24 protein-coding genes and 1 tRNA gene are annotated in these 26,771 nt (G+C 68.8%); 17 read left to right on the top strand and 8 right to left on the bottom strand.

The genetic code is table 11. The features are described 5' to 3' along the window. Window positions 1–19 precede the first annotated feature (19 nt). Window positions 20–835, bottom strand: a complete 816-nt coding sequence (hisN, locus tag K2F54_RS06365; protein ID WP_220605024.1) for a histidinol-phosphatase — start codon at window positions 833–835, stop codon at window positions 20–22. Between the two features lie 113 nt (window positions 836–948). Here hisN and K2F54_RS06360 point away from each other — a divergent pair. From K2F54_RS06360 to K2F54_RS06295, 14 genes are all read left to right on the top strand, one after another. Next, window positions 949–1,024 (top strand) — tRNA-Lys (locus K2F54_RS06360). A 152-nt stretch (window positions 1,025–1,176) separates the two neighbouring features. Continuing rightward, window positions 1,177–2,295, top strand: coding sequence for a baeRF3 domain-containing protein (locus K2F54_RS06355; protein ID WP_220605023.1), 1,119 nt, complete (start codon window positions 1,177–1,179; stop codon window positions 2,293–2,295). Window positions 2,296–2,426: 131 nt separating this feature from the next. Further along, on the top strand, window positions 2,427–2,948 hold the full coding sequence (msrA, locus tag K2F54_RS06350) for a peptide-methionine (S)-S-oxide reductase MsrA (RefSeq protein ID WP_220605022.1): 522 nt from the start codon (window positions 2,427–2,429) through the stop codon (window positions 2,946–2,948). A gap of 18 nt (window positions 2,949–2,966) precedes the next feature. Beyond that, the gene (locus K2F54_RS06345) at window positions 2,967–3,704 is read left to right on the top strand and encodes a M23 family metallopeptidase (RefSeq protein ID WP_220605021.1); all 738 of its coding nucleotides are present in this window, start codon (window positions 2,967–2,969) and stop codon (window positions 3,702–3,704) included. Continuing rightward, window positions 3,701–4,669 carry a serine hydrolase domain-containing protein gene (locus K2F54_RS06340; protein ID WP_308287544.1) on the top strand — a complete coding sequence of 323 codons (969 nt, stop codon included), beginning with the start codon at window positions 3,701–3,703 and terminating at the stop codon, window positions 4,667–4,669. Before K2F54_RS06345 ends, K2F54_RS06340 begins: the two co-directional genes overlap by 4 nt. Before the next feature lie 247 nt (window positions 4,670–4,916). Beyond that, window positions 4,917–6,962: a glucose PTS transporter subunit IIA gene (locus K2F54_RS06335; protein WP_220605020.1), complete on the top strand. Its 2,046-nt coding sequence runs from the start codon at window positions 4,917–4,919 to the stop codon at window positions 6,960–6,962. Window positions 6,963–7,100: 138 nt separating this feature from the next. Then, the gene (locus tag K2F54_RS06330; RefSeq protein WP_220605019.1) at window positions 7,101–8,543 is read left to right on the top strand and encodes a DUF2252 domain-containing protein; all 1,443 of its coding nucleotides are present in this window, start codon (window positions 7,101–7,103) and stop codon (window positions 8,541–8,543) included. 168 nt (window positions 8,544–8,711) lie between these two features. Beyond that, entirely contained in the window at window positions 8,712–9,797 is a 1,086-nt protein-coding gene (locus K2F54_RS06325; RefSeq protein ID WP_220605018.1) for a LacI family DNA-binding transcriptional regulator, read from the top strand. Between the two features lie 136 nt (window positions 9,798–9,933). Continuing rightward, on the top strand, window positions 9,934–11,628 hold the full coding sequence (locus K2F54_RS06320) for an ABC transporter substrate-binding protein (protein WP_255576783.1): 1,695 nt from the start codon (window positions 9,934–9,936) through the stop codon (window positions 11,626–11,628). Then, window positions 11,621–12,703: an ABC transporter permease gene (locus tag K2F54_RS06315; protein ID WP_374107270.1), complete on the top strand. Its 1,083-nt coding sequence runs from the start codon at window positions 11,621–11,623 to the stop codon at window positions 12,701–12,703. Before K2F54_RS06320 ends, K2F54_RS06315 begins: the two co-directional genes overlap by 8 nt. Beyond that, window positions 12,700–13,632 carry an ABC transporter permease gene (locus tag K2F54_RS06310; RefSeq protein ID WP_220605017.1) on the top strand — a complete coding sequence of 311 codons (933 nt, stop codon included), beginning with the start codon at window positions 12,700–12,702 and terminating at the stop codon, window positions 13,630–13,632. The genes K2F54_RS06315 and K2F54_RS06310 overlap by 4 nt, the downstream gene beginning before the upstream one ends. Further along, window positions 13,629–15,359 carry an ABC transporter ATP-binding protein gene (locus K2F54_RS06305; RefSeq protein WP_220605016.1) on the top strand — a complete coding sequence of 577 codons (1,731 nt, stop codon included), beginning with the start codon at window positions 13,629–13,631 and terminating at the stop codon, window positions 15,357–15,359. Before K2F54_RS06310 ends, K2F54_RS06305 begins: the two co-directional genes overlap by 4 nt. Then, window positions 15,356–16,186, top strand: a complete 831-nt coding sequence (locus K2F54_RS06300; RefSeq protein WP_220605015.1) for an alpha/beta fold hydrolase — start codon at window positions 15,356–15,358, stop codon at window positions 16,184–16,186. The genes K2F54_RS06305 and K2F54_RS06300 overlap by 4 nt, the downstream gene beginning before the upstream one ends. 46 nt (window positions 16,187–16,232) lie before the next feature. Then, window positions 16,233–17,444: a glycoside hydrolase family 1 protein gene (locus K2F54_RS06295; RefSeq protein ID WP_220605014.1), complete on the top strand. Its 1,212-nt coding sequence runs from the start codon at window positions 16,233–16,235 to the stop codon at window positions 17,442–17,444. 143 nt (window positions 17,445–17,587) lie between these two features. Here the strand turns inward: K2F54_RS06295 and K2F54_RS06290 are convergent, their stop codons facing one another. Then, window positions 17,588–18,250: a DUF7002 family protein gene (locus K2F54_RS06290; RefSeq protein WP_220605013.1), complete on the bottom strand. Its 663-nt coding sequence runs from the start codon at window positions 18,248–18,250 to the stop codon at window positions 17,588–17,590. A 36-nt stretch (window positions 18,251–18,286) separates the two neighbouring features. Then, complete coding sequence (locus K2F54_RS06285) at window positions 18,287–18,922, bottom strand: LysE/ArgO family amino acid transporter (RefSeq protein ID WP_220605012.1); 636 nt, start codon at window positions 18,920–18,922, stop codon at window positions 18,287–18,289. A 69-nt stretch (window positions 18,923–18,991) separates the two neighbouring features. On the opposite strand from K2F54_RS06285, the gene K2F54_RS06280 reads away from it, so the two are divergent. After that, window positions 18,992–19,891, top strand: a complete 900-nt coding sequence (locus K2F54_RS06280; RefSeq protein ID WP_220605011.1) for a LysR family transcriptional regulator ArgP — start codon at window positions 18,992–18,994, stop codon at window positions 19,889–19,891. Window positions 19,892–19,903: 12 nt separating this feature from the next. Here K2F54_RS06280 and K2F54_RS06275 read toward each other — a convergent pair whose 3' ends face one another. From K2F54_RS06275 to K2F54_RS06255, 5 genes are all read right to left on the bottom strand, one after another. Then, window positions 19,904–20,665, bottom strand: coding sequence for an anti-sigma factor family protein (locus K2F54_RS06275; protein WP_220605010.1), 762 nt, complete (start codon window positions 20,663–20,665; stop codon window positions 19,904–19,906). Then, window positions 20,662–21,186, bottom strand: a complete 525-nt coding sequence (locus tag K2F54_RS06270) for a sigma-70 family RNA polymerase sigma factor (RefSeq protein ID WP_220605009.1) — start codon at window positions 21,184–21,186, stop codon at window positions 20,662–20,664. Before K2F54_RS06270 ends, K2F54_RS06275 begins: the two co-directional genes overlap by 4 nt. 53 nt (window positions 21,187–21,239) lie before the next feature. After that, complete coding sequence (locus K2F54_RS06265) at window positions 21,240–21,947, bottom strand: YceI family protein (RefSeq protein ID WP_220605008.1); 708 nt, start codon at window positions 21,945–21,947, stop codon at window positions 21,240–21,242. Between the two features lie 99 nt (window positions 21,948–22,046). Continuing rightward, complete coding sequence (locus K2F54_RS06260) at window positions 22,047–22,892, bottom strand: IclR family transcriptional regulator (RefSeq protein WP_220605007.1); 846 nt, start codon at window positions 22,890–22,892, stop codon at window positions 22,047–22,049. A 27-nt stretch (window positions 22,893–22,919) separates the two neighbouring features. Then, window positions 22,920–23,918: a sensor histidine kinase gene (locus K2F54_RS06255; protein WP_220605006.1), complete on the bottom strand. Its 999-nt coding sequence runs from the start codon at window positions 23,916–23,918 to the stop codon at window positions 22,920–22,922. 545 nt (window positions 23,919–24,463) lie between these two features. On the opposite strand from K2F54_RS06255, the gene K2F54_RS06250 reads away from it, so the two are divergent. After that, entirely contained in the window at window positions 24,464–25,735 is a 1,272-nt protein-coding gene (locus K2F54_RS06250) for a quaternary amine ABC transporter ATP-binding protein (protein WP_308287556.1), read from the top strand. Beyond that, complete coding sequence (locus K2F54_RS06245; RefSeq protein ID WP_220605005.1) at window positions 25,732–26,685, top strand: ABC transporter permease; 954 nt, start codon at window positions 25,732–25,734, stop codon at window positions 26,683–26,685. The genes K2F54_RS06250 and K2F54_RS06245 overlap by 4 nt, the downstream gene beginning before the upstream one ends. Window positions 26,686–26,771: the final 86 nt, after the last annotated feature.

Below are 26,771 nucleotides of genomic sequence, written 5' to 3'. Positions count from 1 at the left end.
CAGGTGAACCGGTGCGGGGTCACGCCGTCGGGGCGGCCAGGGCGGCCAGGGTCAGCTCGTGCAGGCGGCCATTCGTGGCGAGGGCGCTGCCGTGCCACGGGCCGTCCTGCCCGTCGACGGAGGTGAAGCGCCCGCCGGCCTCCTGCACGATCGGCACCAGGGCGGCCATGTCGTATGGCTGCAGGTCGAATTCGCCCGCGATATCGAGATGGCCTTCGGCGAGGAGCATGTACGACCACATGTCGCCGTAGGCGCGGGTGCGCCAGACCTGACGGCTCAGCGAGACGACCGAGTCCAGCCGACCGGCCGCATCCCACTGCTGGATGCTGTTGTAGCTGAGGGAGGCGTCGGCGAGGGTTTCGACGCCGGAGACGCTGATCCGTGTGGGCGGGGCGTCCGGCAAGCGCGCGTCGCTCGACCAGGCGCCACCGCCGAGGGCCGCCCACCAGCGTTTGCCGAGGGCGGGGGAGCTGACCACGCCGAGCACGGGAACGCCGTCCACGGCGAGGGCGATGAGGGTGCCCCAGATGGGGATGCCGCGCAGGAACCCGGCGGTGCCGTCGATCGGGTCGATGATCCACTGCCGGCTGGTGGAACCCGCCGTGCCGAATTCTTCGCCGAGGATGCCGTCGGCAGGGCGCCGCTCGGCCAGCAGGTCGCGGATGGCGCGTTCAACGGCCTGATCGGCGTCGGTGACAGGCGTGCGGTCGGGTTTGGTGGTCACGATCAGGTCGAGCGACTCGAACCTGGCCATCGAGATCGCGTCGGCGGCATCGGCCAGCTCCAGAGCGAGGGTGAGATCATCGGCGAGGGTGGGCAGCGGGGTCTCGGTCACGCTCCCAGAGTAGTGCTCTCCTGCGACACGCCGATGTTCGCCCTCGATTGGCGCCGGGTTCAATACTGGTGGTAATGTCTCATGTCGGCAGGGGAAGCCCAGCCGACAAACATGCACCTCTAGCTCAATTGGCAGAGCAGCTGACTCTTAATCAGCGGGTTCCCGGTTCAAGTCCGGGGGGGTGCACCACAGTGGGAAGCCCGGTTGCGATCATTCGCAGCCGGGCTTTTTTGTCGTCCCGGGCGATTCGCCAGCCCTGCGTTTTAGGATCGAATGACACGTGACCAGACGCTCTGCGAAAGGACCCCACATTGTTCACGCACACCGACTTGATCCGACTGATGACCAGTGAGTCGCCCTCTGCAGTGTCGATTTTCCTGCAGACGCATCCCACCGGGAAGGAGGTGCGACAGGACCCGATCCGGCTCAAGAACCTCTTGGCGGACGCCCGGACCAAACTCACCCGAACCAGCCTGACCGAGGCGGAAGCCGATGCGTTGCTCCAACCAGCGACTGACCTCCTGGAGGACCGTGAATTCTGGCAGCACCGGTCCACCGGGCTGGCGCTCTTCATCGGGCAGGATCAGTTGGACGATTTCCACGTACCGCTCGACTTCGAGGACCGGGTCGTCGTGGGACACGCCTTCGATGTCCGGCCCCTGTTGCCCCTGCTCACGGCCGATGGGCAGTTCCGAGTCCTGACGGTCACGTCCGAGTCGGCTCGTCTCTACACCGGATCGCGCCACGACCTGGTCCTGGACACCACCGCGGGGTTGCCGGAGCGAGCCTCGGTGGAGAACGACTATGAAAACCCTGTGCAGGCCAGTCCACCGGCCCGGCCGAGAGTGGGCAGCGCCAACATCTCAAATGCCCAGGTGTATGGCGACGGCCCGCCCGACTTCCGCAAGGCCCTTCTCCAGGAGTTCGTCGGGGCCGTGGCCAAAGCCGTCGACAAGCTGAACGCCGCAGACCCTCAGCCCCTGGTCCTGGTGGCGGATGCCGAGGTCGGCGGACATTTCCAGCACGACGCTCATCTCGGCTCGATGCTCATCGGCGTGGTCCACACCAATCCGGCGTCGCTGGATGTGCGGGAATTGCACGACCTCGCCTACCCCGAGGCGAAGAGTCGGCTGGACAGTGGCAGGGTCGACGCCATTGCCAAAGCGGCCGAGCTCCTGGGTCGGGGCGATCAGGGCGCGACGAGCGTTCTTCCCGACATCGTGCGAGCCGCCTACCGCGGACAGGTCGACACCCTGCTGCTCGGTGAGGGCGAACCGGTCTGGGGGCGGTATGACCTGGATGCCGACCGCCTGGAGACCGGGCCGGCCTTTGAAGCGTCGGGAGAGGACCTCTGGGCGAGTGCGGCGGTGCAGACCCTGCAGCACGGCGGATCGGTACATCTGACGAAGCCGGACGAGCTGCCGGATCAAGCCGCAGCCGTCGCTCTGCTGCGGTTCTGATCGAGCGAGGCTGGGAGGCTGCTGTGCGCACCGGCGCGGCTGGAACAGCGAACCACCCGCGAGCGTTGGCACCGAGGAAGCGACGGCTGAGTGAGCGTCCGTATGCTGGTCACAACTGAGAAAGGCACACCATGAGCGCAACAACTGAGAAGGCGACACTGGCGGGCGGCTGTTTCTGGGGCGTCGAGGAGCTTGTGCGCAAGCAGCCCGGCGTGCTCTCCACCCGGGTCGGTTACACCGGCGGCGACACCCCCAACGCTACCTACCGCAACCACGGCGACCACGCCGAGGCCATCGAGATCACCTTCGACCCCGAGCGCACCAGTTTCCGTGCGATGCTGGAATTCTTCTTCCAGATCCACGACCCGTCGACCAAGGACCGTCAGGGCAACGACCGCGGCCGCAGCTACCGCTCCGCGATCTTCTACGCGGATGCCGAGCAGGAGCGGGTCGCCCGCGACACCATCGCCGATGTCGACGCATCCGGCATCTGGCCAGGCCCGGTCGTGACCGAGGTTGAACCGCTGGGCGACTTCTGGCTGGCCGAGCCCGAGCACCAGGACTACCTGCAGAACTACCCCAACGGCTACACCTGCCACTTCGTGCGGCCGGGCTGGGTTCTGCCGCGCCGCGAGGTCGCCAGCAACAGCTGATCAGTCTAGGTTGAGCGCATGAGCCACGAACGGGCCGCGGAGGAGAGATCCCCGCGGCCCGTTCTGCTGTCTCTACCTTTCTCCGGCCGGTGGCTGGTGCAGAACAGTCCGGCCCAGCGGGTGCCCAGTCATGGAAGCGACCTGTTCGGCGAGCGCTATGCGATCGATTTCGTCGGCGTCGATGAGTGGGGCCGCACCGCGGGAACGCGCGACTGGGCAACCGTGTTCGGCACGGAACCCCCTGACCGGTTCGTCGGGTTCGGCCGGAGCGTCCTCGCTCCCGCCGCCGGCTCGGTCATCGCCGTACACGACGGCGAGGGTGATCACCAGGCCCGCCGGTCTCCACTCGCTCTCCTGCCGTACGCCCTGGGGCAGGCGGCGCGGGTGCGGGCCGGTGTGGCCGCGATCGCCGGCAACCACGTCATCATCGAGCTGACCGATGGCGCCGGATTCCTCGCCCTGGTGCATCTACGGGCCGAGTCGATCCTCGTCGGCGTCGGCGAGTCCGTGACGACGGGTCAACCGGTCGCCCGCTGCGGCAATTCCGGCAATTCCACCCAGCCGCACCTGCACCTGCAGGCCATGGACAGCGCGAACCTCGGCGTGGCCAGGGGTCTGCCGATCGCCTTCACCTGCTACTCCGAACACGTCGGCCTGGCTGGCCCGCCGGTGCACCGGGCGTCGGGTGTGCCCGCTGAGGGGTCAATCGTTGAGCCGGATTCACCCGCGAGGCCGGCGAACGGAGCGGGGCGGTGACGGGCGCCGTGGACGCTGAGGTGGACCTGAACCGGTGGCTCACCACCCGGCTGGGTTCGCGGCATCCGGTGGCGGCCGTCGCCACCGTCTCTGCCGGTGCCGTGAGAGTCGCCGTACACGGATGCGAGCCCGCGGCCGATTTCGAGATCGGCTCGCTCTCGAAGGGCATCACCGGACTGCTCTACGTCGACGCCCTCCATCGGGGAGAGGTGCAGCCGGACAGCACCCTGGGTGACCTGCTGCCGCTGGATGGCAGCGCCGTGGCCGGGGTGACCCTGGCCGCGCTGAGCACACACTCCTCTGGCGTGCCCCGGCTGCCGCCATCGTCGCAGGTGCTTCGGCGCAGTTTCGCGCTGTGGCGGCACGGGACGAACCCGTACGGAGAGAGCGTGGAGGAACTCCTGGAGCAGGCGCGCGGCGTGCGCCTGGGCCGGCCTCGCCCGAAGTACTCCAATCTCGGCTTCGAACTGCTCGGCCACGCTGTGGCCGCGGCCGCACAACTGAGCTACCCCGACCTGGTCGAGCAGCGTCTGAGCAAGCCGCTGCAGCTCACCGGGATGTACACGCCCGCGCACCCCGGCGAATTGAGCCAGGTCGCCCTGGTCGGTCGCAGCCGGAACGGTCGGCCCCGCGAACCGTGGACGGGCGCGGCCATCGCACCGGCGGGGGGTATCCGCGCGTCGATCGGCGACATGGCGCGGCTCGCGGCGGCGCTGGTGGACTCCACAGCGCCCGGACTGAGCGCGTTGGATCCGGTGGCGCCGATGGCCGGTCGCGCCCGGATCGGTGCCGCCTGGATCACCGTGGACCTCAAGGACCGGCCGATCACTTTCCACAACGGCGAGACCGGCGGATTCCACAGCTGGCTGAGCCTGGATCGGCGGGCTGGCACGGCTGCCGTGGTGCTGACAGCGAGATCGGCCTCGGTGGACCGCGCTGGTCTCGCCCTGCTGAGCGACCTGTAGCGGCGCGCGGCGGGCGTGCCCGGGCCGCAGCCGGCGAAAAAATGAGCACTCCCTCATTTTTTTGCGCTGTGACCAGCACGAACGCAGCCGTTGACAAGATAGCGGGACCTTCGGCAGTGGTCCGACGGTGTAAATTACAACCGGCCTGTTGAACTTAACAGCCGATTCTCAGCCGACCATCCTGGTTCGTGTTGAGCTGTTCCAAGTGGCAATGCGCGCTTGGCATGAACACCAGAAGGAGACCCAGGTGGCGTCAACACCCGCTGGAGACATTATCCAAAGCATCGGAGGGGCCGACAACGTCGTGCACCTCACCCACTGTGCGACCCGCCTGCGCTTCACGCTCAAGGACGCATCCGTGATCGACCAGGCTGTTGTCGAAGCCATCCCGGTCGTCCTGGGCGCCGTGCCGCAGAGCGGCGACCGCTACCAGGTCGTCATCGGCGGCGCCGTCGAGACCGTGTACAACGAGATCCTCGCGCTCCCCTCGATGAAGAAAATCGGAACCGGCGAAAGCGCCGATGACATCAAGGCCGCCGAGCGCGCCAAGGGCCCCCGCGGTAAGTTCGCCGGGCTCGACACGTTCTTCGAGGTGCTCTCCGACTCCTTCCGCCCGATCCTGGGCGCACTGCTGGGTGCCTCGCTCTTCATCACCTTCATGGCACTGATGGCCACCCTCGGTGTCATCCCCGCCTGGAACGCACCCGGCGTCACGCTCGAACCCGGCTGGGCCTTCATCAACCTGATGTGGCAGGGCGTCTTCGTCTTCCTGCCCCTCATGGTCGCCTACAACGCCTCCAAGCGCCTCGGTGCCGACCCGTGGGTCGGCTTCGGCATCATGGCCGTCGTCATGCTGCCGGGCTTCTCCGCCCTGGCCGCCACCGACGGCGCCCAGACCGTGTTCGACGGCAAGGCCGCCATCGTCTCGATCTTCGGCCTGCCGCTCACCGTCACCGACTACAGCTCGCAGGTCTTCCCGCCGCTGCTGATGGCGGTCGTTCTCGGCCTCCTCACCAAGGGTCTGAAGAAGATCATCCCGGCCAGCGTGCAGCTGATCTTCGTGCCGTTCCTGAGCATGCTCGTCATGATCCCGGTCACCGCCTTCCTCATCGGCCCGATCGGTGTCTTCGGCGGAGCGGCCATCGGCGAGTTCCTCAAGTCCATCAATGACTTCTCACCGCTCATCTTCGCGATCGTCATCCCGCTGGCCTACCCGTTCATGGTTCCCTTGGGCCTGCACTGGCCGCTGAACGCCGTGATGCTGCTGAACATCCAGTCCCTCGGCTATGACTTCATCCAGGGCCCCATGGGCGCCTGGAACTTCGCCTGCTTCGGTGCCACCGCCGGTGTGCTCGTCCTGGCCATCCGTGCCAAGAACAGCCAGATGAAGCAGACAGCGACGGGTGCTCTTGCCGCCGGCCTGCTCGGTGGTATCTCCGAACCGTCGCTGTACGGCATCCACCTGCGGTTCAAGCGCATCTACCCGCGCATGCTCGTCGGCTGCCTCGTCGGTGGTGTCATCATCGGCATCGGCGGTGGCGTCACGACCAACGCGTTCGTGTTCACCTCGCTGCTCACGATCCCGGCGTTCAACAACATCCCGCTGTACGCCGCTGCCGTCGCCGCGTCGTTCTTCACCGCGATGATCCTCGTGATCCTCTCCGGCTACCTGTCGCCGGAGCAGAAGGCCGAAGCGGCCGCTCAGCTCGCCGCCGACACCGCCATGCAGGACGCGAAGAACGCTCCCGTCGTGACTGTCGCCGCACCCGTTGCCGCCGCAACCGCCACGGATGCCGCACCCGCCGGTGCCGGCACGGCCACCATGGTCGCCACCGTCGTGGCCACGATCGGTTCGCCGGTCGAGGGCGTCGTCGTTCCGCTCGATGAGGTGCCTGACCCCGTGTTCAGCAAGGGCATCGTCGGACTCGGCGTTGGCGTCGACCCGACCGGAGATACCGTCTTCGCTCCGACCGCTGGCAAGGTGCTGGTCGCCCAGCCGACCGGGCACGCCTTCGGCCTGATGCTGGAGGGCGGCATCGAAATGCTCATCCACGTGGGCATCGACACCGTGAACCTGGCCGGCAAGGGCTTCGACGTGAAGGTCAAGGCCGGCGACAAGGTCGAGGCGGGTACCCCGCTGGTGACCTTCGACCGTGCCGTGATCGAGGCGGCCGGCTACTCGCTGATCACCCCGGTGCTCGTGACGAACCCGAAGAAGTTCGGCTCCATCGACCAGGCCGCCACCGGCCACGTGTCCGTCGGAGACGCACTGCTCACGGTGACCGCCAAGTAGCAGCACGCAACACGCAACACGCCACAGGGCGGGCAAGGGAAACCTTGCCCGCCCTGTGTCTGTTGCACGGGGGTGTCGGTGATTCCGGCGTCGGCCCGTGGCATTGACAGCGCTACTGCCGGGGGCGACGGTGAACGCATGAACGAGCATCCGCCCGCAGACGCACATCCGAGCGTGGCCGAACGTGCCGCCGCCGGCAAGGCCGCCAGGGCGCACGCCCCGGTCGGAGGCCTCCGTGGCTGGGAGCCGGCCGACGACCGGTCCGACCCCGTGGCCCTACTCGAGGAACAGAACCGCACCCGGGTGCCCGACCTCGTGCCCGTGCGGCACGGCCGCATGATGGTGTCACCGTTCACGTTCTACCGCGGAGCCGCCAAGATCATGGCGGCCGACCTGGCGCACACCCCGCGCGCGGGGCTGATCGTGCAGCTCTGCGGAGACGCGCACCTGTCCAACTTCGGCGTCTTCGCCTCCCCGGAGCGCAATCTGCTCTTCGACCTCAACGACTTCGACGAGACCCTGCCGGGCCCGTTCGAATACGACGTGCTGCGCCTGGCCGCGAGCTTCACCATCGCCGCGCGTAACAACGGCTTCACCGACGAGGACGTGCGCACCGTCACGCTGAACGTCGTGCGGTCGTACCGGGAGGGCATGGCGCGATTCGCCGGGATGCGCACACTGGACATCTGGTACTCCCAGCTCTCGGAAGCCGAGCTGGTCAGCGCCATGGACATGGCTCGGGCCACGCAGAAGGGCAAGTTGGCCAAGAAGACCTCGAAGGCGCTGGAGAAGAACGCCCGCAGGGGCACCGCCAAGGCTCGGACCCGGGACAGCATGCAGGCCCTCGCGAAACTCGCCGAGCTCGTCGACGGGCACTACAGGATCATCAGCCAACCGCCCCTCGTGGTTCCCGTGCGCGACTTCGGCTCCGCCCTCGGGGCGAGCGCAGAGGAGGCCGAAGCCGCCGTCCGCCAGCAACTCGCCTCCTACCGGGCCGCCCTCCCGCCCGACCGGCGCCACCTGCTCGAACGCTTCCGGGTGGTGGATGTGGCCCACAAGGTGGTCGGGGTCGGCAGCGTCGGCAACCGGGCTTTCATCGCCCTGCTGGAGGGGCGCGACGAGCAGGACCCATTGTTCCTGCAGGTGAAGGAGGCCACCGCATCCGTGCTCGAAGACCACCTGCCGGCCAGCGAATACGACCAGCCCGGTGAACGGGTGGTGCAGGGGCAGCGGATGATGCAGGCCGCCAGCGACATCTTTCTGGGCTGGACCAGGGGAGTGCAGGCCGACCGCTACCTGTACTGGCGGCAGCTACGTGACATGAAGGGCTCCGCGGTCGTGGAGGCGATGGTGCCGATGGGCATGACGTTCTACGCGCACGCCTGCGGGTGGACCCTGGCCAGGGCGCACGCCCGTTCGGGCGACCCGATCGCCATCGCGGCCTACCTGGGCGGCAGCGACAAGTTCGACAAGGCGGTCACCGACTTCTCCCGCCGGTACGCAGACCAGAACACCAGGGACTACGAGGCCTTCCTCGAGGCCGTGCGCTCGGGCCGGCTGAGCGCCCGCGAGGGTGTCTGACCGGCCCCAACTGTTGCCCGTGCGGACAATTGCGCCCGGTGTGCCGGGCGCAATTGTCCGGAACGGGCACAGAAGCGGCCGTACGATGGCAAGACACCCCCGCAGCGGCGGCGGGCCCCGCGGCAGCGCTGCGGCATTCCAGAGGCATTCCAGAGGCGAGGAGCGTTCGTGGCCAAAGCACCCACGGTCTACGACGTCGCCGAGCGCTCCGGGGTATCGATCGCCACGGTCTCGCGCGTGCTGCGCTCACCGGATGCGGTGCGGGAGCACACCAGGCAGCGTGTGCTCGCCGCCGTCACCGAGCTCGGCTACGTGCCGAGCGCCGCGGCCCGCGGTCTGGCCGCCCGGCGCACCAACGTGATCGGGCTGTTCTTTCCCGGCCACGACGAAACCGTGCCGGACCAGCCCGTCGACTCGGCGCGCGGCGACACCGTGCCCATCGTCGACGACGACGCCGACACCTCCTCCGACACCGAGAACCTGTATTTCGACGAGGTGTTGCGCGGCGCAGAGATCGAGGCCTGGCGGCGCGGGTTCGCGCTCATGGTCGCCGCAGGGCGGGGCGCCAGTCGCGAGGCCCTGGTCACCGACATTGCCGGCCGCGTGGACGGCCTCGCCGTGCTCGCCCGCACCGTGCCGGACGAGCTGCTCGCCTATGTGGCCAGGCGCATCCCCGTGGTCATTCTGGCCGGCGCCCAGCGCGCCGACTCCTTCGACCACGTCAGCGCGAGCAACGGACCCGGCATGCGCACCCTGGCCAACTACGTGCTGCAGGACCACGGCGTGCACGACGTGGTCTACATCGCCGGCCCCACCGATTCCCCCGACGACACCGAACGGCTCGCCGGCTTTCGGGACGCCCTCACCGACTCCGGTGTGGCCGAGGCGGATGTGCGCATCCTGCGCAGCGACTTCACCCGCGACGGCGGCCGGGCCACCGCCGCGCGCGTGCTGGCGGAGCGCCGGCCTCGCGCCATCCTCTGCTCCAACGACGAGACCGCCCTGGGGGTGCTCGACGTGCTCGAGCAACGCGGCATCCGTGTGCCGGAGGATGTGCTAGTCACGGGCTTCGACGGCATCACGGCCGGCCGGCACTCCCGGCCGCGGCTGACCACGGTGCACCAGCCGATGGTGGAACTGGGCCGTGCCGCCGTGCACGCCATCACCGTCAGGCTGGACGATCCCACCCTCGACCCGCAGGCGTTCACCCTTCCCGTCGAGGTCGTGCTGCGGGAGAGCTGCCCGCGCGTCTGAGCGGGACTCAGCGCCAAAAAGGTGAGGATGCTTGCGTCCTGGGAATGTATGCGCATACAATCAGCACACAGATCCCGCGCCGCCGGTCCACCCTCGGCGCGATCAGCTCAACGATGACTGAGGAAAACCGGTAGTAATGATGCAACCCACTCGATCTCGGCCCCGATCAGGGCCTCTCCGTCTGACGCTTGCGCGCCGAACGCTGGCCGTCGCCGCCCTGGCCGTCGCCGCCTCCACGCTCGCCGCGTGCAGTATCCAGATCCAGAGCGCGCCCGATCCGTCCATCCCCGACGACACCATGCTCGTCGCGGCGGACAACGGTTCCCCGCTGTTCGAGAAGAACTTCAACCCGTTCATGATCAACAAGCGGGTCGCGGCGTTCTACATGTACGAGCCGCTGATCGTGCTCGACAACCTCAACGCCGAGGAACACCCGTGGCTCTCCACCGGGTACACCCAGCCCGACCCGTCCACCATCGTCTTCGACATCCGTGACGGCGTGACCTGGTCAGACGGTGAGGACTTCACCGCGGCGGACGTGGGCTTCACCTTCCAGCTGCTGAAGGACAACCCGTCGCTCGACCTGCAGGGCATCTGGAGCTACATCGACACCTTCGAGGTCGGCGACGACACCGTCACCGTGCACCTCACCGCCCCCGACGTGCCCGCCGCCCAGCTGATCGCCTCCACCACCCTGATCGTGCCGGAGCACATCTGGGCCGACGTGGAGGACCCCACCACCTGGCGGAACCCCGACCCCGTCGGCACCGGCCCGTACACCCTGGGCAACTTCGCCGCTCAGCAGTACACCGTCGACAAGTTCCAGGACTACTGGCGGGCCGACACTGTCGCCGCAGAGCACCTGATCCTGCCCGCCACCAACACCCAGCTGGACGTGGCCACCAAGGGGTACGACTGGGCCTACTCCTTCATCAGCGACGTCGAGGGCGCGTGGGTGGATGCCGGCAACCAGAACACCTACTGGTTCCCGCCGGGCGGAACCATCGCCCTGTTCCCCAACCTCACCAAGGCGCCGTTCAACGACGTCAATGTGCGTCAGGGGCTCTCCACGGCGCTGGACCGCGGCATGGTCGGCGATGCCGCCGCCGAGGGCTACATGGACCCGGCCGGCCAGACCAACATCCTGCTGCCCAACCAGGCGGATGTGCTCAACCCCGAGATTCCCGACTCCGGCTTGATCACCCAGGACACCGACCAGGCGTTGGAGTACTTCGCCGCGGCCGGCTACACGCAGCAGGGCGGCAAGCTCGTCGACGCATCCGGTGCCCAACTCAGCCTCACGATCACCACGGCCGCCGGCTACAACGACTGGCTCAAGGGTGTGCAGGAGGTGCAGAAGCAGTGGGGCGCCATCGGCGTCGACGTCAAGGTCGAATCCCCGCAGCCCGCCGCGTACACCCTGGCGCTCCGCAACGGCGAGTACGACCTCGCCATGGGAGCCACCGGTGGAACCGGCAACACCTTCCGCGACTTCAACAACCTGCTCTCCAGCGAGTGGGTCAAGCCCGTCGGCGAAGAGGCCAGCAACAACTTCGAGCGCTTCAGCGACCCGGCCGTGGACGAGATCCTCGCCGAATACAAGATCGCCCTGGACCCCGAGGTGCAGGCCGACCTGGCCAACCAGCTGCAGCAGGTCGTCTACGACCAGATCCCGTCGATCAGCCTGTACTACGGCGGCTCCTGGGGCCTGTTCAGCGACGCGAAGTTCACCGGCTGGCCCAGTGCCGACGACCCGTACGCATCGCCGAAGACCTACGAGTCCACTCCGCTCCTCGTTCTCACCAATCTGAAGAAGGTCAATGATGACTAGCACCACGGCGGCGCCCCGCGGCGCCGACGGTCTCGCTCCGGCGAGGCCAGGCCCCACGGATGCGCCGCACGCGCCGAGCCCGCTGGCCACCTCCCTGGGCTTCGTCGCCCGCAAACTCGGCCTGTTCGCCCTCACCCTGTGGGCGGCCGTCACGGTCAACTTCCTGCTGCCCCGGCTGATGCCCGGCACGCCGGCGGATGCCGCGCTGGCCAAGCTCGCCCAGAACGGCCCGGTCTCCGAGGCCACCAAGGCCGCCATCGAAGCCCAACTGGGCGTGCCCACCGGCAATATCTTCGAGCAGTACCTCGCCTACCTCCACCAGGTGATCACGCTGGACTTCGGCATCTCGTACACCTTCTACCCGCAGAGCGTGGGGGAGCTGGTCTCGGCCGCGCTGCCGTACACCCTCGTGCTGGTGGGGCTGGTCACCGTGGTCGCGTTCATCCTCGGCACCCTGCTCGGCGTGCTGGCCGCGTGGAAGCGCGGCACCTGGCTCGACAGCGTGCCCACCCTGGTGGGTTCGTTCATGAGCGCCTTCCCGTACTTCTGGACCGCCCTGCTGCTGTTGTTCTTCGCCGGCCACGTGCTGCGGCTCTTCCCCACCTCCGGCGCCTACGGGCCGACGGCCGAACCGAACCTCTCGTTCGAGTTCCTCGGCGACGCCCTGTACCACGGGGTGCTGCCGGCGCTGACGATCCTGATCACCTCGCTGGGCGGCTGGATCCTGGGGATGCGCAACACCATGATCTCCACCCTCGGCGACGACTACGTCACCTTCGCGGAGGCGAATGGGCTCAAGCCCCGCACCATCGCCCTGCGCTACGCCGCCCGCAACGCCATCCTGCCCAACCTCACCTCGTTCGGCCTGGCCCTCGGCGGTGTCGTGGGTGGCTCGATCCTGGTGGAACAGGTCTTCGGCTACCCGGGCATCGGCTACCTGCTCTTCAACGCCGTCACCAACCAGGACTACCCGTTGATGCAGGCACTCTTCCTGATGATCACCGTGAGCGTGCTCATCGCCAACTTCCTCGTCGACATTTTGTACGGCGTGCTGGACCCGAGGACCCGACGATGACCACCTCACTGCCACCGACCACCGCGGCCATTCGCGCCCCCATCACCTCGATCGACGCGGCTGCGTCGCCCTGGAAGGTCGTCCTCCGCGTCGCCTCCACGGTGTGGAGCAACGGCAAGGCCCGCATCGGCCTGGTCATGCTCGCCGTCTTCATCCTGCTGGCGATCTTCGCCCCGCTGATCGCCCCGTACGGGGCCAGGGAGACCGGTTTCGAGAGGAGCGCCGACGGCAGCGCTGCCCACTGGCTGGGCACCACCGCCGCCGGTGAGGATGTGCTCAGCCAGCTGCTCTACGGCGCGCAGATCAGCATCTTCGTCGGCCTCGTCGCAGGCCTCCTCTCCACGGTGATCGCCGTGCTGATCGGGCTCAGCTGGGGCTACGTGCGCGGGTTCGGCGCCGACGTGATCAACTTCGTCGTCAACCTGTTCCTGGTCATCCCCGGCCTGCCGCTCATGATCGTCATCGCCGCGTACCTCTCCGGTGGCGGCATCGGCATGATCATCGTGGTCGTCGTGATCACCGGCTGGGCCTGGGGCGCCCGAGTGCTGCGCAGCCAGACCCAGTCGCTGCGCTCCCGCGACTTTGTCACGGCCGCCGTCTTCAGCGGCGAACGCCCCTTCCGCATCGTGTTCCGCGAGATCCTGCCCAACATGACCTCGCTCATCGTGGGCAACTTCTTCGGCGCCGCCACCGCGGCGATCCTCGCCGAAGCCGGACTCGAGTTCCTCGGCCTCGGCGACTCCACGGTGGTGAGCTGGGGCACCATGCTCTTCTGGGCGCAGAACTCCAACGCGCTCCTCACCGGGCAGTGGGCGCTGCTGTTCGCGCCCGGCCTGTGCATCGCGCTGCTGGCCACCTCCCTCACCCTGATCAACTTCGGCGTCGACGGCATCAGCAACCCCCGCCTCCGGGAAGGAACCAAGAAATGACCCCGTCTCCGTTCGTCCAGACCCCGCCGGCCGCCAACAGCACCCTGCTCGAGGTGCACGATCTCTCGGTGCACTACGGCTACGGCGAGGCGGCCACCAAGGCCGTGCAGAACGTCTCCTTCCGGCTGGCCCACGGCGAGTTCGTCGGCCTGGTGGGGGAGTCCGGCTCTGGCAAGTCCACCCTCGGCTTCGCGCTCACCGGGCTCAGCAAGCCGCCGGCGCACATCGAAAAGGGCCGCATCCTCTTCGGCGGCAAGGACATCGCCAGCCTCGACGCCGAGCAGCTGCGCGAGCAGCGTCACGGCGGCATCGCCATGGTGCTGCAGTCCGGCATGAACGCGCTCAACCCGGTGCGCAGCATCCGCAACCACTTCGTCGACATCTTTCGCGCCCACGGGCACGTCGAGAGAAGCCGCTGGACCGCCCGCGCCACCGAGCTGATCGGCAAGGTCGAACTGACCCCGACCGTGCTCGACAGGTTCCCCGGCGAGCTCTCCGGCGGTATGCGGCAGCGGGTCTCGATTGCGCTGGCCCTCTCGCTCGAGCCCGAGCTGATGGTGTTCGACGAGCCCACCACGGCGCTGGACGTACTCGTGCAGCACGCCGTGATGAACACCATCATCGAACTGCAGAAGAGCGAGAACTTCACCGCCATCCTGATCAGCCACGACCTGGGCATCGTGCTCGAATCCGCCCAGCGGGTGATGGTGATGCACGAGGGCCGCATCGTGGAGGATGCGCCGGCGCGGCAGATCCTCACGAACCCGCAGGCCGACTACACCCGGATGCTGCTCTCGCACTACGCCGACCCGCGCGCCGAGGTGGTGGAACTGCCCGGTTTCGCCGACCGGCAGCAGCGCAGGGCGGAGGGAGCCGCACGGACCGAGGCGGCCACGCACACTCCAACGGTGTCGCCGCGAACCCGACGCACCGACCAGCACGCCATGATCGTCGAGAACGTCTCCAAGGTCTACCCGGCGCCGCGCCGCGGTGAGGCGCCGGTGCGCGCGGTGGACAACGTCTCGTTCACCCTCGAACCCGGCGCCGCGTTGGCCCTGGTCGGCGCCTCTGGCTCGGGCAAGTCCACCATCGCCAAGCTCATCACCGCGGTGGAGAAGCCCACCAGCGGCAGCATCCGTTTCGGCGACCTCGACGTGGGCACGCTGAACCGGCGGCACTTCCGCAAGCTGCACCGGGACGTGCAGATGGTCTTCCAGGACCCGTACTCCGCCCTGAACCCGCTGCACACGGTGGAGTACGCGCTGACCAGGCCGGTGGTGAACTTCACCGGCCTGACCGGCACCGAAGCCCGCCGCCGGGTGCTCGAACTGCTCGACATCGTGGGCCTGAGCCCGGTGGAGGAGTTCGCGGCCAAGCTGCCGCACCAGCTCTCCGGCGGTCAGCGCCAGCGCGTGGTGATCGCCAGGGCGCTGGCCAGCGACCCGCAGGTGATCATCGCCGACGAACCCGTCTCGATGCTCGACGTGTCGCTGCGGGCCGGTGTGCTCGCACTGCTCGAAGACCTGCGTGAGCAGTGGGGCGTGAGCCTGCTCTACATCACCCACGACCTGCTCTCGGCCCGGGTGGTCACCGACAACATCATGGTGCTCAACGGGGGAGCCGTGGTGGAGACCGGCAACACCGCCGCGGTGCTGCAGAATCCGCAGGACGACTACACCATCCGCCTGCTCGACGCGATCCCCAACCCGCGTAAGGACGTCGCATGACCGTGCCGTTCGGCGATCTGCAGCTGGACCCGGCGATCGAGCATTTCAGCATCGACACGGCGGCCGGGCCGCTCACGGCGTTCCGGTTGCGGCCGCAGGGCCCGCGCCGCGGTGTGGCCCTGCTGGTGCCCGGCTTCACCGGGTCCAAGGAAGACTTCCGGTTGCTCCTGCCACTGATCGCGGCGCACGGCTGGGAGGTCGTGAGTTACAGCCAACGCGGCCAAGCCGACTCCTCCGCCCCGGCCGGCATCGACAACTATCGGCTCGACGACTTCGCGGCGGATGCCGTCACGGTGGCGCACGAGATCGGCGCGGGTGGTTCGGTGCACCTGGTCGGCCACAGCCTGGGCGGTCTGGTCGCCCGAGCCGCGCTGCTGCGCAGCCCCGCGTTGTTCTCCGACCTCACCCTGCTCTGTTCCGGCCCCGGCGGCCGGCCAGGTTCGCACGAGAACGAGGCCGAGCGGGTGGCCGAGCACGGCACCGTGGCCGTCTGGGCACTGGATCACCCGGCCGGCACCGTGCTCACCGCCGACGACGAGTTCGTGCGTGACCGCCTGCTGGCCAGCTCGGTCGACAACATCCTCGGCGGCATCCGCATCCTGCAGTCGACGCCGGATACCAGCGCTGCCGTACGCGCCACCCGGGTGCCCACCCTCGTCGCGCACGGCGACACCGACGATGCCTGGCCCGTCCCGTCCCAACGGCTGATGGCCGAGCGGCTCGGCGCCGAGTACCGCATCATCCCGCAGGCCGGGCACCTGCCCAATCTCGACAACCCCGGCTTCACCGCCGCGATGCTCGACGAGTTCTGGGCATCTACCAGCTGATTTTTGTCTTGTACACCGCATCACCGCTACCCAAGGAGATCCTTCCATGCTCACTTTCCCCCAAGGCTTCCTGTGGGGCGCCGCCACTGCCGCGCACCAGATCGAGGGCAACAACGTCAACAGCAACTGGTGGCCCAAGGAACACGCCAAGGACACCACCATGGTCGAGCCGTCGGGTGATGCCGCCGACAGCTTCCACCGCTACCGCGAGGACATCAAACTGCTCGCCGACCTGGGCCTGGACTCCTACCGGTTCAGCATCGAGTGGGCCCGCATCGAGCCGGAGCGCGGCTTCACCTCTCGCTCCGCGGTGGACCACTACCGCCGCATGGTCGACACCTGCCACGAGTTCGGCATCCAGCCGATCGTGACCCTGATGCACTTCACCGTGCCGCGCTGGTTCGAGAACGACGGTTTCTGGCGCGCACCGGATGCCGCGGATCTGTTCGCCCGCTACACCGAGCTGGCCCTGCCCGTCGTGGCCGAGGGCGTCAACTACGTGTGCACCATCAACGAACCCAACATCGCCGCGATGCTCGCCGGCGGGGAGGATGCCGCCAATCTGGTGGCGCACGGCCTGCCCGACCCCGACCTGCGGGTGGCGGATGCCCTGCTGCTCTCGCACCAGCGTTCCCGCGAGGTGCTCTCGCAGGTGAGCGGCCTGAAGAGCGGCTGGACCGTGGCCACCCAGGCGTTCGTGGCCGTGGACGAGGAGGGCGCCGCCGAGAAGCTCGTCGAGTACGGTCACCCGCGCGAGGACTGGTACCTCGAGAACGTGAAGGGTGATGACTTCATCGGCGTGCAGGCGTACACCCGCACCTTTATCGGTCCGGAGGGCCCCCGCCCGGTCGCCGAGAACGTGGAGACCACTCTCACCGGGTGGGAGTTCTTCCCGCCGGCCGCCGGCATCGGCGTGCGCGCAGCCTGGGAGCTCACCGACCACGTGCCGGTCATGGTCACCGAGAACGGCATCGCCACCGCCGACGACAGCCGCCGGATCGCCTACACGCAGGGCGCCCTCGAGGGCCTGCACGCCTGCATCGACGACGGCATCGATCTGCTCGGCTACCTGCACTGGTCGGCTCTCGACAACTACGAGTGGGCCTCTGGCTTCACGCCCACCTTCGGCCTGATCGGCTGGGACAAGCAGACCTTCGCCCGCACCCCCAAGCCCAGCGCCAGCTGGCTGGGCGAGGTGGCCCGCCGCAACGGCCTGGAGTCATCGGTGGCCCCCGCCGCCGCAGCGTCCGCCGCCTGACCGGTGCCGTTGGTCGAGCTTGTCGAGACCTGGCGAGGTGTTCGTGTCATCGCGGGTGCCGGTGTGCGACACGCAGGCCCGTCACGAGGTCTCGACAAGCTCGACCAACGATCGGGTGCGACGCGCGGGGCCGCCCCGAGCGGCTAGACGAAACGCTCGAGCACCGTGCCGTCGCGCATCCGCTCGACCCGTTTCACATGCTCACGGATGTCGCGCACCCCGCGGTACACCGCCAGCTCGGCCACATCCGCCACCTTGGTCGAGGCGTGCGCCCTGGTCGGATGCGCGAACTCCTCGATCGACTCGAAACTCTCCCGCCCCCGCGGCTCCGCGCTGAACCGCTGCGCGAACCCGGTGTTCACGCGGGTGAGCTCGATGTCTCGCTCGTGCGCGGCAACCAGGCTGCGGGTGTCCACCGTGATCACGGTGTGGGCGTCGTCCCGGTACGAGCGTGCGGCGAGCAGCTCGGTCAGCCTCGACTTCTGCAGGAAGAAGAACACCCGGTCGTTCAGCATGGCGTACCACTCGCTGGGGGAGAGATCGTCGAGCGCGGCGGCCAGCGACGGCTCGTGCATGGCCTTCTGGTGGCGGATGACGGCGGTGCCGAAGTCGGGATGCTCGAGCTCGATCGACTCCCCGCGCCGCCTGGTGAGGATCGCGGCCTGCGGCGCCCCCTGGCGCACACCCCAGCGGGTGACGAGAGCGGCCGTGCTCAGCAGGCCGTGCCGCTCGATGGACGGCCACGACCCATCCGCTGCCACGTGGTACAGCTCGGGGTAGAGGCGAATCAGGTCCTTGGACAGCACGGGGCAAGCGTACCCCCGGCGCAGGGCCGCAACGCGCTACAGGTCGAAGGCCAGCCGGGCGCCGAGCGCGAGCATGACCACCGCGATACCGCCGTCGAGCACCCGCCAGGCTCCGGGCCGGGCGAACACCGGCCGCAGCAGGCGGGCGCCGAAGCCCAGGCCGGCGAACCAGAGCAGGCTGGCCGCGATGGCCCCGCCGGCCCACCACCAGCGCTCGGCGGCGCCCTGCTGGGAGGCGACGGCGCCGAGCAGCACCACGGTATCCAGGTAGACGTGCGGGTTGAGCCAGGTGAGGGCGAGTACCGTGCCGATGGCGACGCCCATGCCGGTGCCGGTGCCACCCTCCGCCCCGCTGACCACGAGGGCACCGGGGCGGAGGGCGCGCCGGGCCGCCCACAGGCCGTAGCCGATCAGGAACGCGGCCCCGACCATCCGCACGACGACCATGGCCAGCGGGGCCGCCGTCACCAGGGCGCCCATGCCGAGTACCCCGGCGAGGATGAGCACGGCATCGGAGAGGGCCGCGATGGCGACCACGGGCGCGATCACGCGGGTGCGTCCCTCGATGCCGAGCCGCAGCACGAAGGCGTTCTGGGCCCCGATGGCGATGATGAGCGTGAGCCCGGTGGCCAGGCCCAGCAGGGCGGGGAGGAGGGTGGTCGCGGGGCTCATGGTGACCACGCTAGAGAACCCTGCTCATGTAGTCCAGCTACAGTTTCTGATGATGCGTAAGCTGAGCTTATGCAGCGATTCAGCCTGGAACAGCTCAGCACGCTCCTTGCCCTCCTCGAGGCCGGCACCTTCGACGCGGCCGCTCGCACGCTGCACGTCACGGCATCCGCGGTCTCCCAGCGGGTCAAGGCGATGGAGCAGGCCTGCGGCCGGGTGCTCGTGCAGCGCACCACGCCCGTCGTGCTGACGGATGCCGGCGCCGTCGTGCTGCGCTACGCCCGGCAGATGCAGCTGCTGGAGGCGGACACCGTGCGGGCCCTGCAGGAGGGCGCTCCCACCGGTGAGAGCGTGCCGATCTCCCTCGCCGTGAACGCGGACAGCCTGGCCACCTGGTTCCTCGGCGCGCTCGCCGGGGTCGCCGAGGCGCAGGCGGTGTCCTTCGACCTGCACCGCGAAGACCAGGAACACACCACCTCGTTGCTGCGCTCCGGCGCGGTCATGGCCGCGGTCACCTCCAGCCACGAGCCGATCCAGGGCTGCGTCACCGAACCGCTCGGCCGGATGCGCTACCGCGCCGTGGCCACACCGGCCTTCGTCGCCCGCTGGCTGCCGGAGGGCCTGGCCACCCTGTCGACCGCTCCCGTGGTCACGTTCGACCGCCACGACGATCTGCAGGATGCGTTCCTCCGCGCCCACGCGGGCCGGCCGGGTGCGGCTCCCCGGCACGTCATCCCCGCCTCGAACGACTTCGCCCGGGCCGTGCTGCTGGGGCTGGGCTGGGGTGTTCTGCCCGAGCAGCAGTGCCTGGTGGAGATCTCCGATGGCCGTCTGGTGGAGCTGGCGGCGGAGCATCCGGTGGATGTGCCGCTGTACTGGCAGCGCTGGAACCTGTCGTCACCGCTGTTGGATGCCGTCTCCACGGCGGTGCGCGAGCGGGCCAGACACACGCTCAGGCCTCTGCCGGCCTGAGCGGGCGCCGGGTCAGAGGTCGGTGTGCGCCAGCGGCAGGCCGCTCAGGCTCGCCCGGATCTCGATGCTGCGGATGCGGTCCCGCGGCACATCCGTCGACGCGGCCAGGTTCTCGGTGCTCGGGCTGGTCGCCGTCCAGGTGGCGAGCACCGTGGAGCCGCCGCCGACGTCGGTCATCACCATGTCGTAGTCCTGGGGTCCGTTGTTCTTCCAGAGCTCGTTGAGATACACACACGACCAGTCGAACCGGGTGCCCCAGTCGGTGTCGGTGATGGTGAGGGCCGCGGTGAGCGCGTCGGGTTCCAGCGGCTCCATGTCCACCACCCGGGTCACCGCGGTCGCCGGGTCGGTGGGCGGCGCGGTCGGCGCGGCCTGCAGTGCGGGCGAGGAGGTCAGCCCGGCGCCGAGAGCCGCGCCGCCGAGTCCGATCAGCACGGCGGCCGTGACGCCGATCAGGGCCAGACGGATGCGACCGCGTCGGTTGCGTTTGACGGCCGCGCCGGCCAGCCGCTGCACGAGTCCCGGTTGGTGCAGCGCGGTGCGCAGGTGCTCGTCGGCGGCTGGGGCGTCCGGCTCGGCTGTGGCGAGCGCTGCGGCCTCGGTGGCGGGCAGGGCGCTGAGGATTCCGGGCATGCCGGCCAGTTCGGCCACGGCGCCGGCGCAGGCGGGGCAGGTGAGCAGGTGGCGTTCGAAGGCGTGCCGGTCCTCGGCGCTGAGCGCGCCGAGCACGTAGGCGGCGTCCCACTCGCGAAAACCGTCGGGGCTGGAGGTCATTCGGTGACCCCTCTTTCCTGTAGGGCGAGCCGCATTGCTCGCAGGGCGTAGTGCAGGCGCGACTTGACGGTGCCCTCCGGCACCTGTTCGCGGCGGGCGATCTCGGCGATCGACTGGCCGAGGTAGTAGGCGCTCACGAGCACCGTGCGGTGCTCTGGGGTGAGAGCAGTGAGGGCATCGGTGAGCAGCCACCGGTCCAGGATGCTGTCGGTGGCGTCGGCCGCGGCCGTCTCCGGCAGCGCATCCGTGCTGATCTCGCGGGCGAACCTGGCGCTGCGACGGTCGTCGATGACGAGGTTTCGGGCCACCGTGAACAGCCAGGCCCTGGCGGCCGCGTCGTCCCGGTCGAGCAGGGCGGGTCGTTTCCAGGCACGCAGCAGGGCTTCCTGCACCACGTCTTGCGCGAAGGCATAGTCGCCGGTGAGGCGCACGACGTAGCGGAACAGCGCCGGCCCGTGGGCATCGTGCAGGGCGCGGAGAAGGTCCGCGTACGGTTCCGCGTTCTGGTCCGGCACGGTCACCTCCCGCCCTGCACGATGTCCACGGTGAACACCTGGGTCTTTTCTACGCCGGTCTAATTCTGGGCGACGTTGAGGGAGAACTCGACGGAGCCGGTGTCTTCGACCGACACGAAGCCCAGGTCGGGCGCCTCGACGTCGTAGTCGCTGAAGGTGATCGGCACGCTGCCGACGACCTGGCCGCCGGTGTCGGTGAGCGCGGCCTGCAGCTCAACGGTGACCGGCTGCGTCACGCCGTGCAGGGTGAGTTCGCCGGCGGCGGTCACGGTCTGGGCAACCCCGGCCTCCGGGGCCTCGAGGGTCACCGGCTCGGTGAGCGTGAACGTGGCGGTGGGGAACTCGTCGACCTCCAGGGCGGTGTCGCGGAAGTAGGCGTCCCTGGCGCCCTCATCGGTGGCGATGCTCGCCACATCCACGGTGATCTCGGTCGCCGTCAGGGAGAGATCGTCGACGGTGAGGTCTCCGGTCACCTCACTCGTGCGCCCGGTGACGGTCACGTCATTGCCCTGCAGCACCTCGTCGACGCGGTAGCCGGCGAACGAGTCCGCGCCGATGCTCCAGGTGCCGGAGAGATCGTCGGCGTTGACCGCGGTGCCGGCGGTCGCATCCGTCGTGCTCGGGGTGCTCGCCGCGATGGTCGGGGCGGCGTCGGCGTTGCTGTTGGCGTAGTCCGCGTACACGGCCGGTCCGTACGCCAGGGCGGCGCCGCCGACAACGACAACCCCGCCCGCAATCCACAGCCCGATCTTCGTCTTCTTCTGCATGTCACCCTCGTTCGTGGTCGATAGGGATGGTGGTCATCCACCCTGAACAACGAGCGCCGGGGGTGAAAGGTTCACGCGAATTCGAGATTGGTGCGAAACTCACCCGGCTTTGCCGCTGATCCGCCGGCTCAGCTCGGCGGCGGAGTGCTCCACGGCGGCGGCAAGCTCCGGCCACCGGTCCGGCGGCACGCTCGCACGGGCGAAGGTGACGGCAATACCGGCGGCGGGCCAGCCGGAGTGGTCGCGAACGGCCACGGCCACGGATGCGAAGCCCTCGGTGACATCGCCGTCCTCGGCCGCGTACCCCTGGGCGCGCACCTCGGCCAGAAGCCTCTGCAGTTGGCGGTAGCTGCTCACGGCACGGGACGGGTGCACGCCAGGAGGCGTATCGCCCTCACCGTCGCTGGCGCGCTGCACGAAGGCCGCCGCATCGGGGAACAGCGCCCGCAGCTGCGACGCCGGCAGGGTGGCCAGCAGAGCCCGGCCGCTGGCCGTGAGATGGCTGGGCAGCCGCACGCCCACATCCGTCACCAGGGCCGGCCGGCGAGGCGCTCGTTCGTCGACGAGGTAGATCACGTCGCGGCCGTGCAGCACGGCCAGGTGCGCGCTCTGCCCGATCTTGTCCACCAGCGACGCCAGAATCGGCCGGCCCAGCCGGGCCAGGGGCTCCTGCCGCCAGAAGCCGGAGCTCAACTCGAACGCGGCCAGGCCGATGCCGTAGCGGCGGGCCTCGGGGAAGTGCAGCACGAAACCCAGCTCGGTGAGCACGCCGAGCAGCTTGTACACGGTGGAGCGGGGGAGCCCGAGTGCCTGCGCGATGGTGGCCGCCGGCACCGGCCCGCGCTGCGCGGCCAGGTGGGTGAGGATGCTCAGGGTCTGCCGAGCGGCGGGCACATCGTTCCGCGCGGGCGTGCCGCTCTGGGCGTCATCACGGGGCGGGACCATGGCGCACCTTTCAGCGGGATCCCCACTCTAACCGCGTGACGGAGCGCCGGGGTTTTCGCGAACGGTGACGACGGTGCCCATCGACTCTGCGCGGCCGCGCCCGCGGCTCGGGGCGGGTTGTGCCGGGGTCTGGCTGACCACGAGCACCCGGGTGGGGGTGGGATACAGCTCGTCCTGGGCGGGGCGTCCGCTCTGCAGCAGCTCGGTCAGGGCCGGCGGCAGGTCCAGATCGGTCACGGCTGGCGCCGTCGCCCCGTTTCGTGATCCGGTCCGTGCGGGGATGCCCAGCAGCCGAGCGGCCTGATCGTTGTATAACACCACGGTGCCGGAACGGTCTATCAGTGCGAGGCCCTCGCGCACGGACCGCAGCACCGAGTCGGTCAGGAGGTAGTTACGCGCCAGCTCCTCGGCGCCCCAACCCAGGGTCGCCCGGCGCAGGAAACGGTCGAGGAGCCAGAACCCGACCGTTCCGGCCAGCAGCAGCGTCAACGCCAGGATGAGAATGGCGGGCAGGCGCGCATCCAGCACGGTCTGCGTGGTGTTCGTACTGATGCCGGCCGTGACGATACCGACCACGTCGTCTTCTGGGTCGACGATGGGAACCACAGCGCGAACCGACGGGGCCCCGGCGCCGGAGGTGACCTCCGTGTACGCGGCTCCGGTGATGGCGCGCACGGCCTGGTCCGGGTCCTTCTGGCCGATCTTGGCGGGGTCCGGATGCGTCCACCGCACGCCCCCTGGGCTCATGATCGAGATGCTGTCGACATCGGCATTGGCGCTGACCGAGACGGTATAGGCCTGCAGCGCGGCCGTCGGATCGGCGGACTGGGCGGCCGTCACGACGAGGGGGTTGTCCGCGATTGCCACGGCGACGGACAACATCCGCTCGGCTGTGACGGTGTAACTGCGCTCGCGGGCGTCGACGAGAGCAGCCGTGCTCACGAGCACCGTCAGTACAGCGAGGAACACACAGTGGGCGACGAACAGCCGCCGGGTGATGCTCGAGCCGTACATGTGTGCGTGCACTCGTCCTTCCGCTCAGGGTCATCCCGATCAGGGTCGTTGCCGTGGTGGCAGAGCTTCATCGACACTCAGACCGTACGCCTACCCCGCCCAAACGGGTCGGATCCCGCCGGGTGGCCTACCTCTCCAAATGGCGTGCGCGCACTCGCGCGTGACCATAACATACCGGTTCCAACCGCTCCCGGTCCAGCAGAATGGCCGGTGAAAGGCCTGTTCGGGCCTCCGTGAGGCCCATGCTGTGCTAGGCTCGGTGACGGTCTTACGACCCTTCACCAGGACGCGAACGCGTAGCCCCCAGCTCGACTGGGACGGCCGCGGACGTACGGTGAGGTCCGGACGGACGCGACCCCCATGGTCGCTCCAGCCCACACCGTGTTCAGGTGTTGCGGCCGGTCCCGGCCTACCCGTCCGACACAGCGAGCCCCGTGCAGTCGACCGCCCCGGCGGTCCCCTCGGCGTGCTCCGGAGAACCCGTGACCGAAATCACCGCCGTCAAGGCAGAAGAATCCGCCAGCGAGGCGGAGCAGTCCACCACAGCAGCACCGGCAATCGCCGTCAAGGCCGACAAGCTCTACAAGGCCTTCGGTCGTAAGCCCAACGACATCGTGAAGAAGCTCCAGGCCGGCGCCAGCCGTGACGAGCTCGCACACCTCGGAACCGCCGCCGTCATCGACGCCTCCTTCGAGGTGCAGCGCGGGGAGATCTTCGTGGTGATGGGCCTGTCCGGCTCGGGCAAGTCCACGCTCATCCGGATGCTCAACGGCCTGCTCGAGGTCACCAGCGGCACCGTGACCGTCGGCGACACGAACATCACCGGCATCCCCGCGTCCCAGCTGCGCGACGTGCGCAGGCAGAGCATCTCGATGGTCTTCCAGCACTTCGCCCTGCTGCCGCACCGCACCGTGATCGACAACGTCGCCTACGGCCTGGAGATCCAGGGCATGCCCAAGGCCGAGCGGCTCGCCAAGGCTCGCACCATCATCCGCCTGGTCGGCCTGGACGGCTGGGCAGACAGCCTGCCGTCCGAGTTGTCCGGTGGTATGCAGCAGCGTGTCGGCCTCGGCCGGGCGCTGGCGGCAGACACCGACGTGCTCCTGATGGACGAGGCGTTCAGCGCCCTCGACCCACTGATTCGTCGCGAGATGCAGGAACAGCTCATCGAGCTGCAGGCCGAACTCGGCAAGACCATCATCTTCATCACCCACGACCTGAACGAGGCCATGTTCCTCGGTGACCGCATCGCGGTCATGCGGGACGGACGCATCGTGCAGATCGGCACACCGGAAGAGATCCTCACCGACCCGGCCAACGACTACGTCGCCCAGTTCGTGCAGGATGTCGACCGGGCCAGGGTGCTCACGGCCGGCAGCGTGATGGAACCGGCTCGCTCGGTGATCACCGCCACGGCCGGACCACGCGCGGCGCTCCGCACCATGCGCGACCTGCAGACCTCCGCCATCTTCGTGCTGCGTCGCGACCGCACCTTCGCCGGCGTCGTTCGCGACCGCGACGTGCTCAAGCAGGTCAAGGGTGGCGAGACCGACCTCAAGGAGATCCTCGCCGAGGCCACCTCCGTGACCGCGGACACCGCCCTCGTCGACCTGGTGGAACTGGCCGTGGAAAGCGACCTGCCCATCGCCGTGGTCGACGAGCGGAACCGCCTGATCGGCGTCATCCCGCGCGTCACCCTGCTGGCCGCCCTCGGCAATGTCAGCACGGCCACCGGCGAGCTGCCTGCAGCCGGGCCGCCCCCCACCGTTCCGATCAGCGTGATCACCGACATCCTGCGCGAGACCGCGCCGGAAGGAGTACAGCCGTGAGTGATTTCCGGATTCCGCTCGGCTCCTGGGCCGACATCTTCATCGACTTCATCACCGACACGTTCGGCTTCTTCTTCGACTTCGTGCGCGCGGTCTTCAGCGGCGCGTACGACCTCGTCGACCTCCTCCTGGCCACCCCGCCGTTCTGGGTGATCATCCTCGTGGCCGGGGTTTTGGGGCTCATGGTGCGCGGCTGGAAATTCGCCGTCGGCACCGTGATCGGGCTCGTCGTGATCGTGGGCGTCGACCAGTGGGAGAACGCCATGGACTCCCTGGCCCTGGTTCTCGTGGCCAGCATCCTGGCGATCCTGTTCAGCGTTCCGCTGGGCATCCTCGCGGCCAAGTCCAACCTGATGTCCGGCATCATCCGGCCCGTCCTCGACTTCATGCAGACCATGCCTGCATTCGTGTACCTGATCCCGGCGCTGATCCTGTTCCGCGTGGGTGTGGTGCCCGGCATCGTCGCCACCATCATCTTCGCGATGGCCCCCGGTGTGCGGCTCACCGAACTCGGCATCCGCAGCGTCGACCGTGAGGTCGTCGAGGCCGGAGAGGCGTTCGGCGCATCGCCGCTGCGCATCCTCCGCCAGATTCAGCTGCCGTTGGCGATGCCCACCATCATGGCCGGCATCAACCAGGTCATCATGCTGTCGCTCTCGATGGTCGTCATCGCCGGCATGGTCGGCGCAGGAGGCCTCGGCCAGCAGGTCGTCGCCAGCCTGGCTCGCATCGACGTGTCTCTCGGTTTTGAGGCCGGCCTGTCCGTGGTGATCCTCGCGATCTTCCTCGACCGGCTCACCGCCGCGCTCGGCAACGGCAACACCCCGATCGGGCGACTGCTCGCGGATCGGAAGCGCCGAAAGCACGTCACCGCACCGTCGGACGACGCGCCCGCCCAGCCTGCCGTCGCCGAGACTCCCGCCGCCCAGCGCGAGCCCGCGCGAGTCTGATCCTCCAGCTTTCCACCCGTACCATCCCGCACCACAGTGACGCATCACAGTGTCAAGCCAGTCACCACAGCAGGTGACACGAAAGG

Origin of the sequence: Cryobacterium inferilacus, from assembly GCF_019599185.1 — a bacterium.
In the GTDB taxonomy this organism is placed as follows: Bacteria; Actinomycetota; Actinomycetes; order Actinomycetales; family Microbacteriaceae; genus Cryobacterium; species Cryobacterium inferilacus.
Note: the sequence above shows the minus strand (reverse complement) of the source record. Positions and strands in the feature narration are given on the sequence as shown.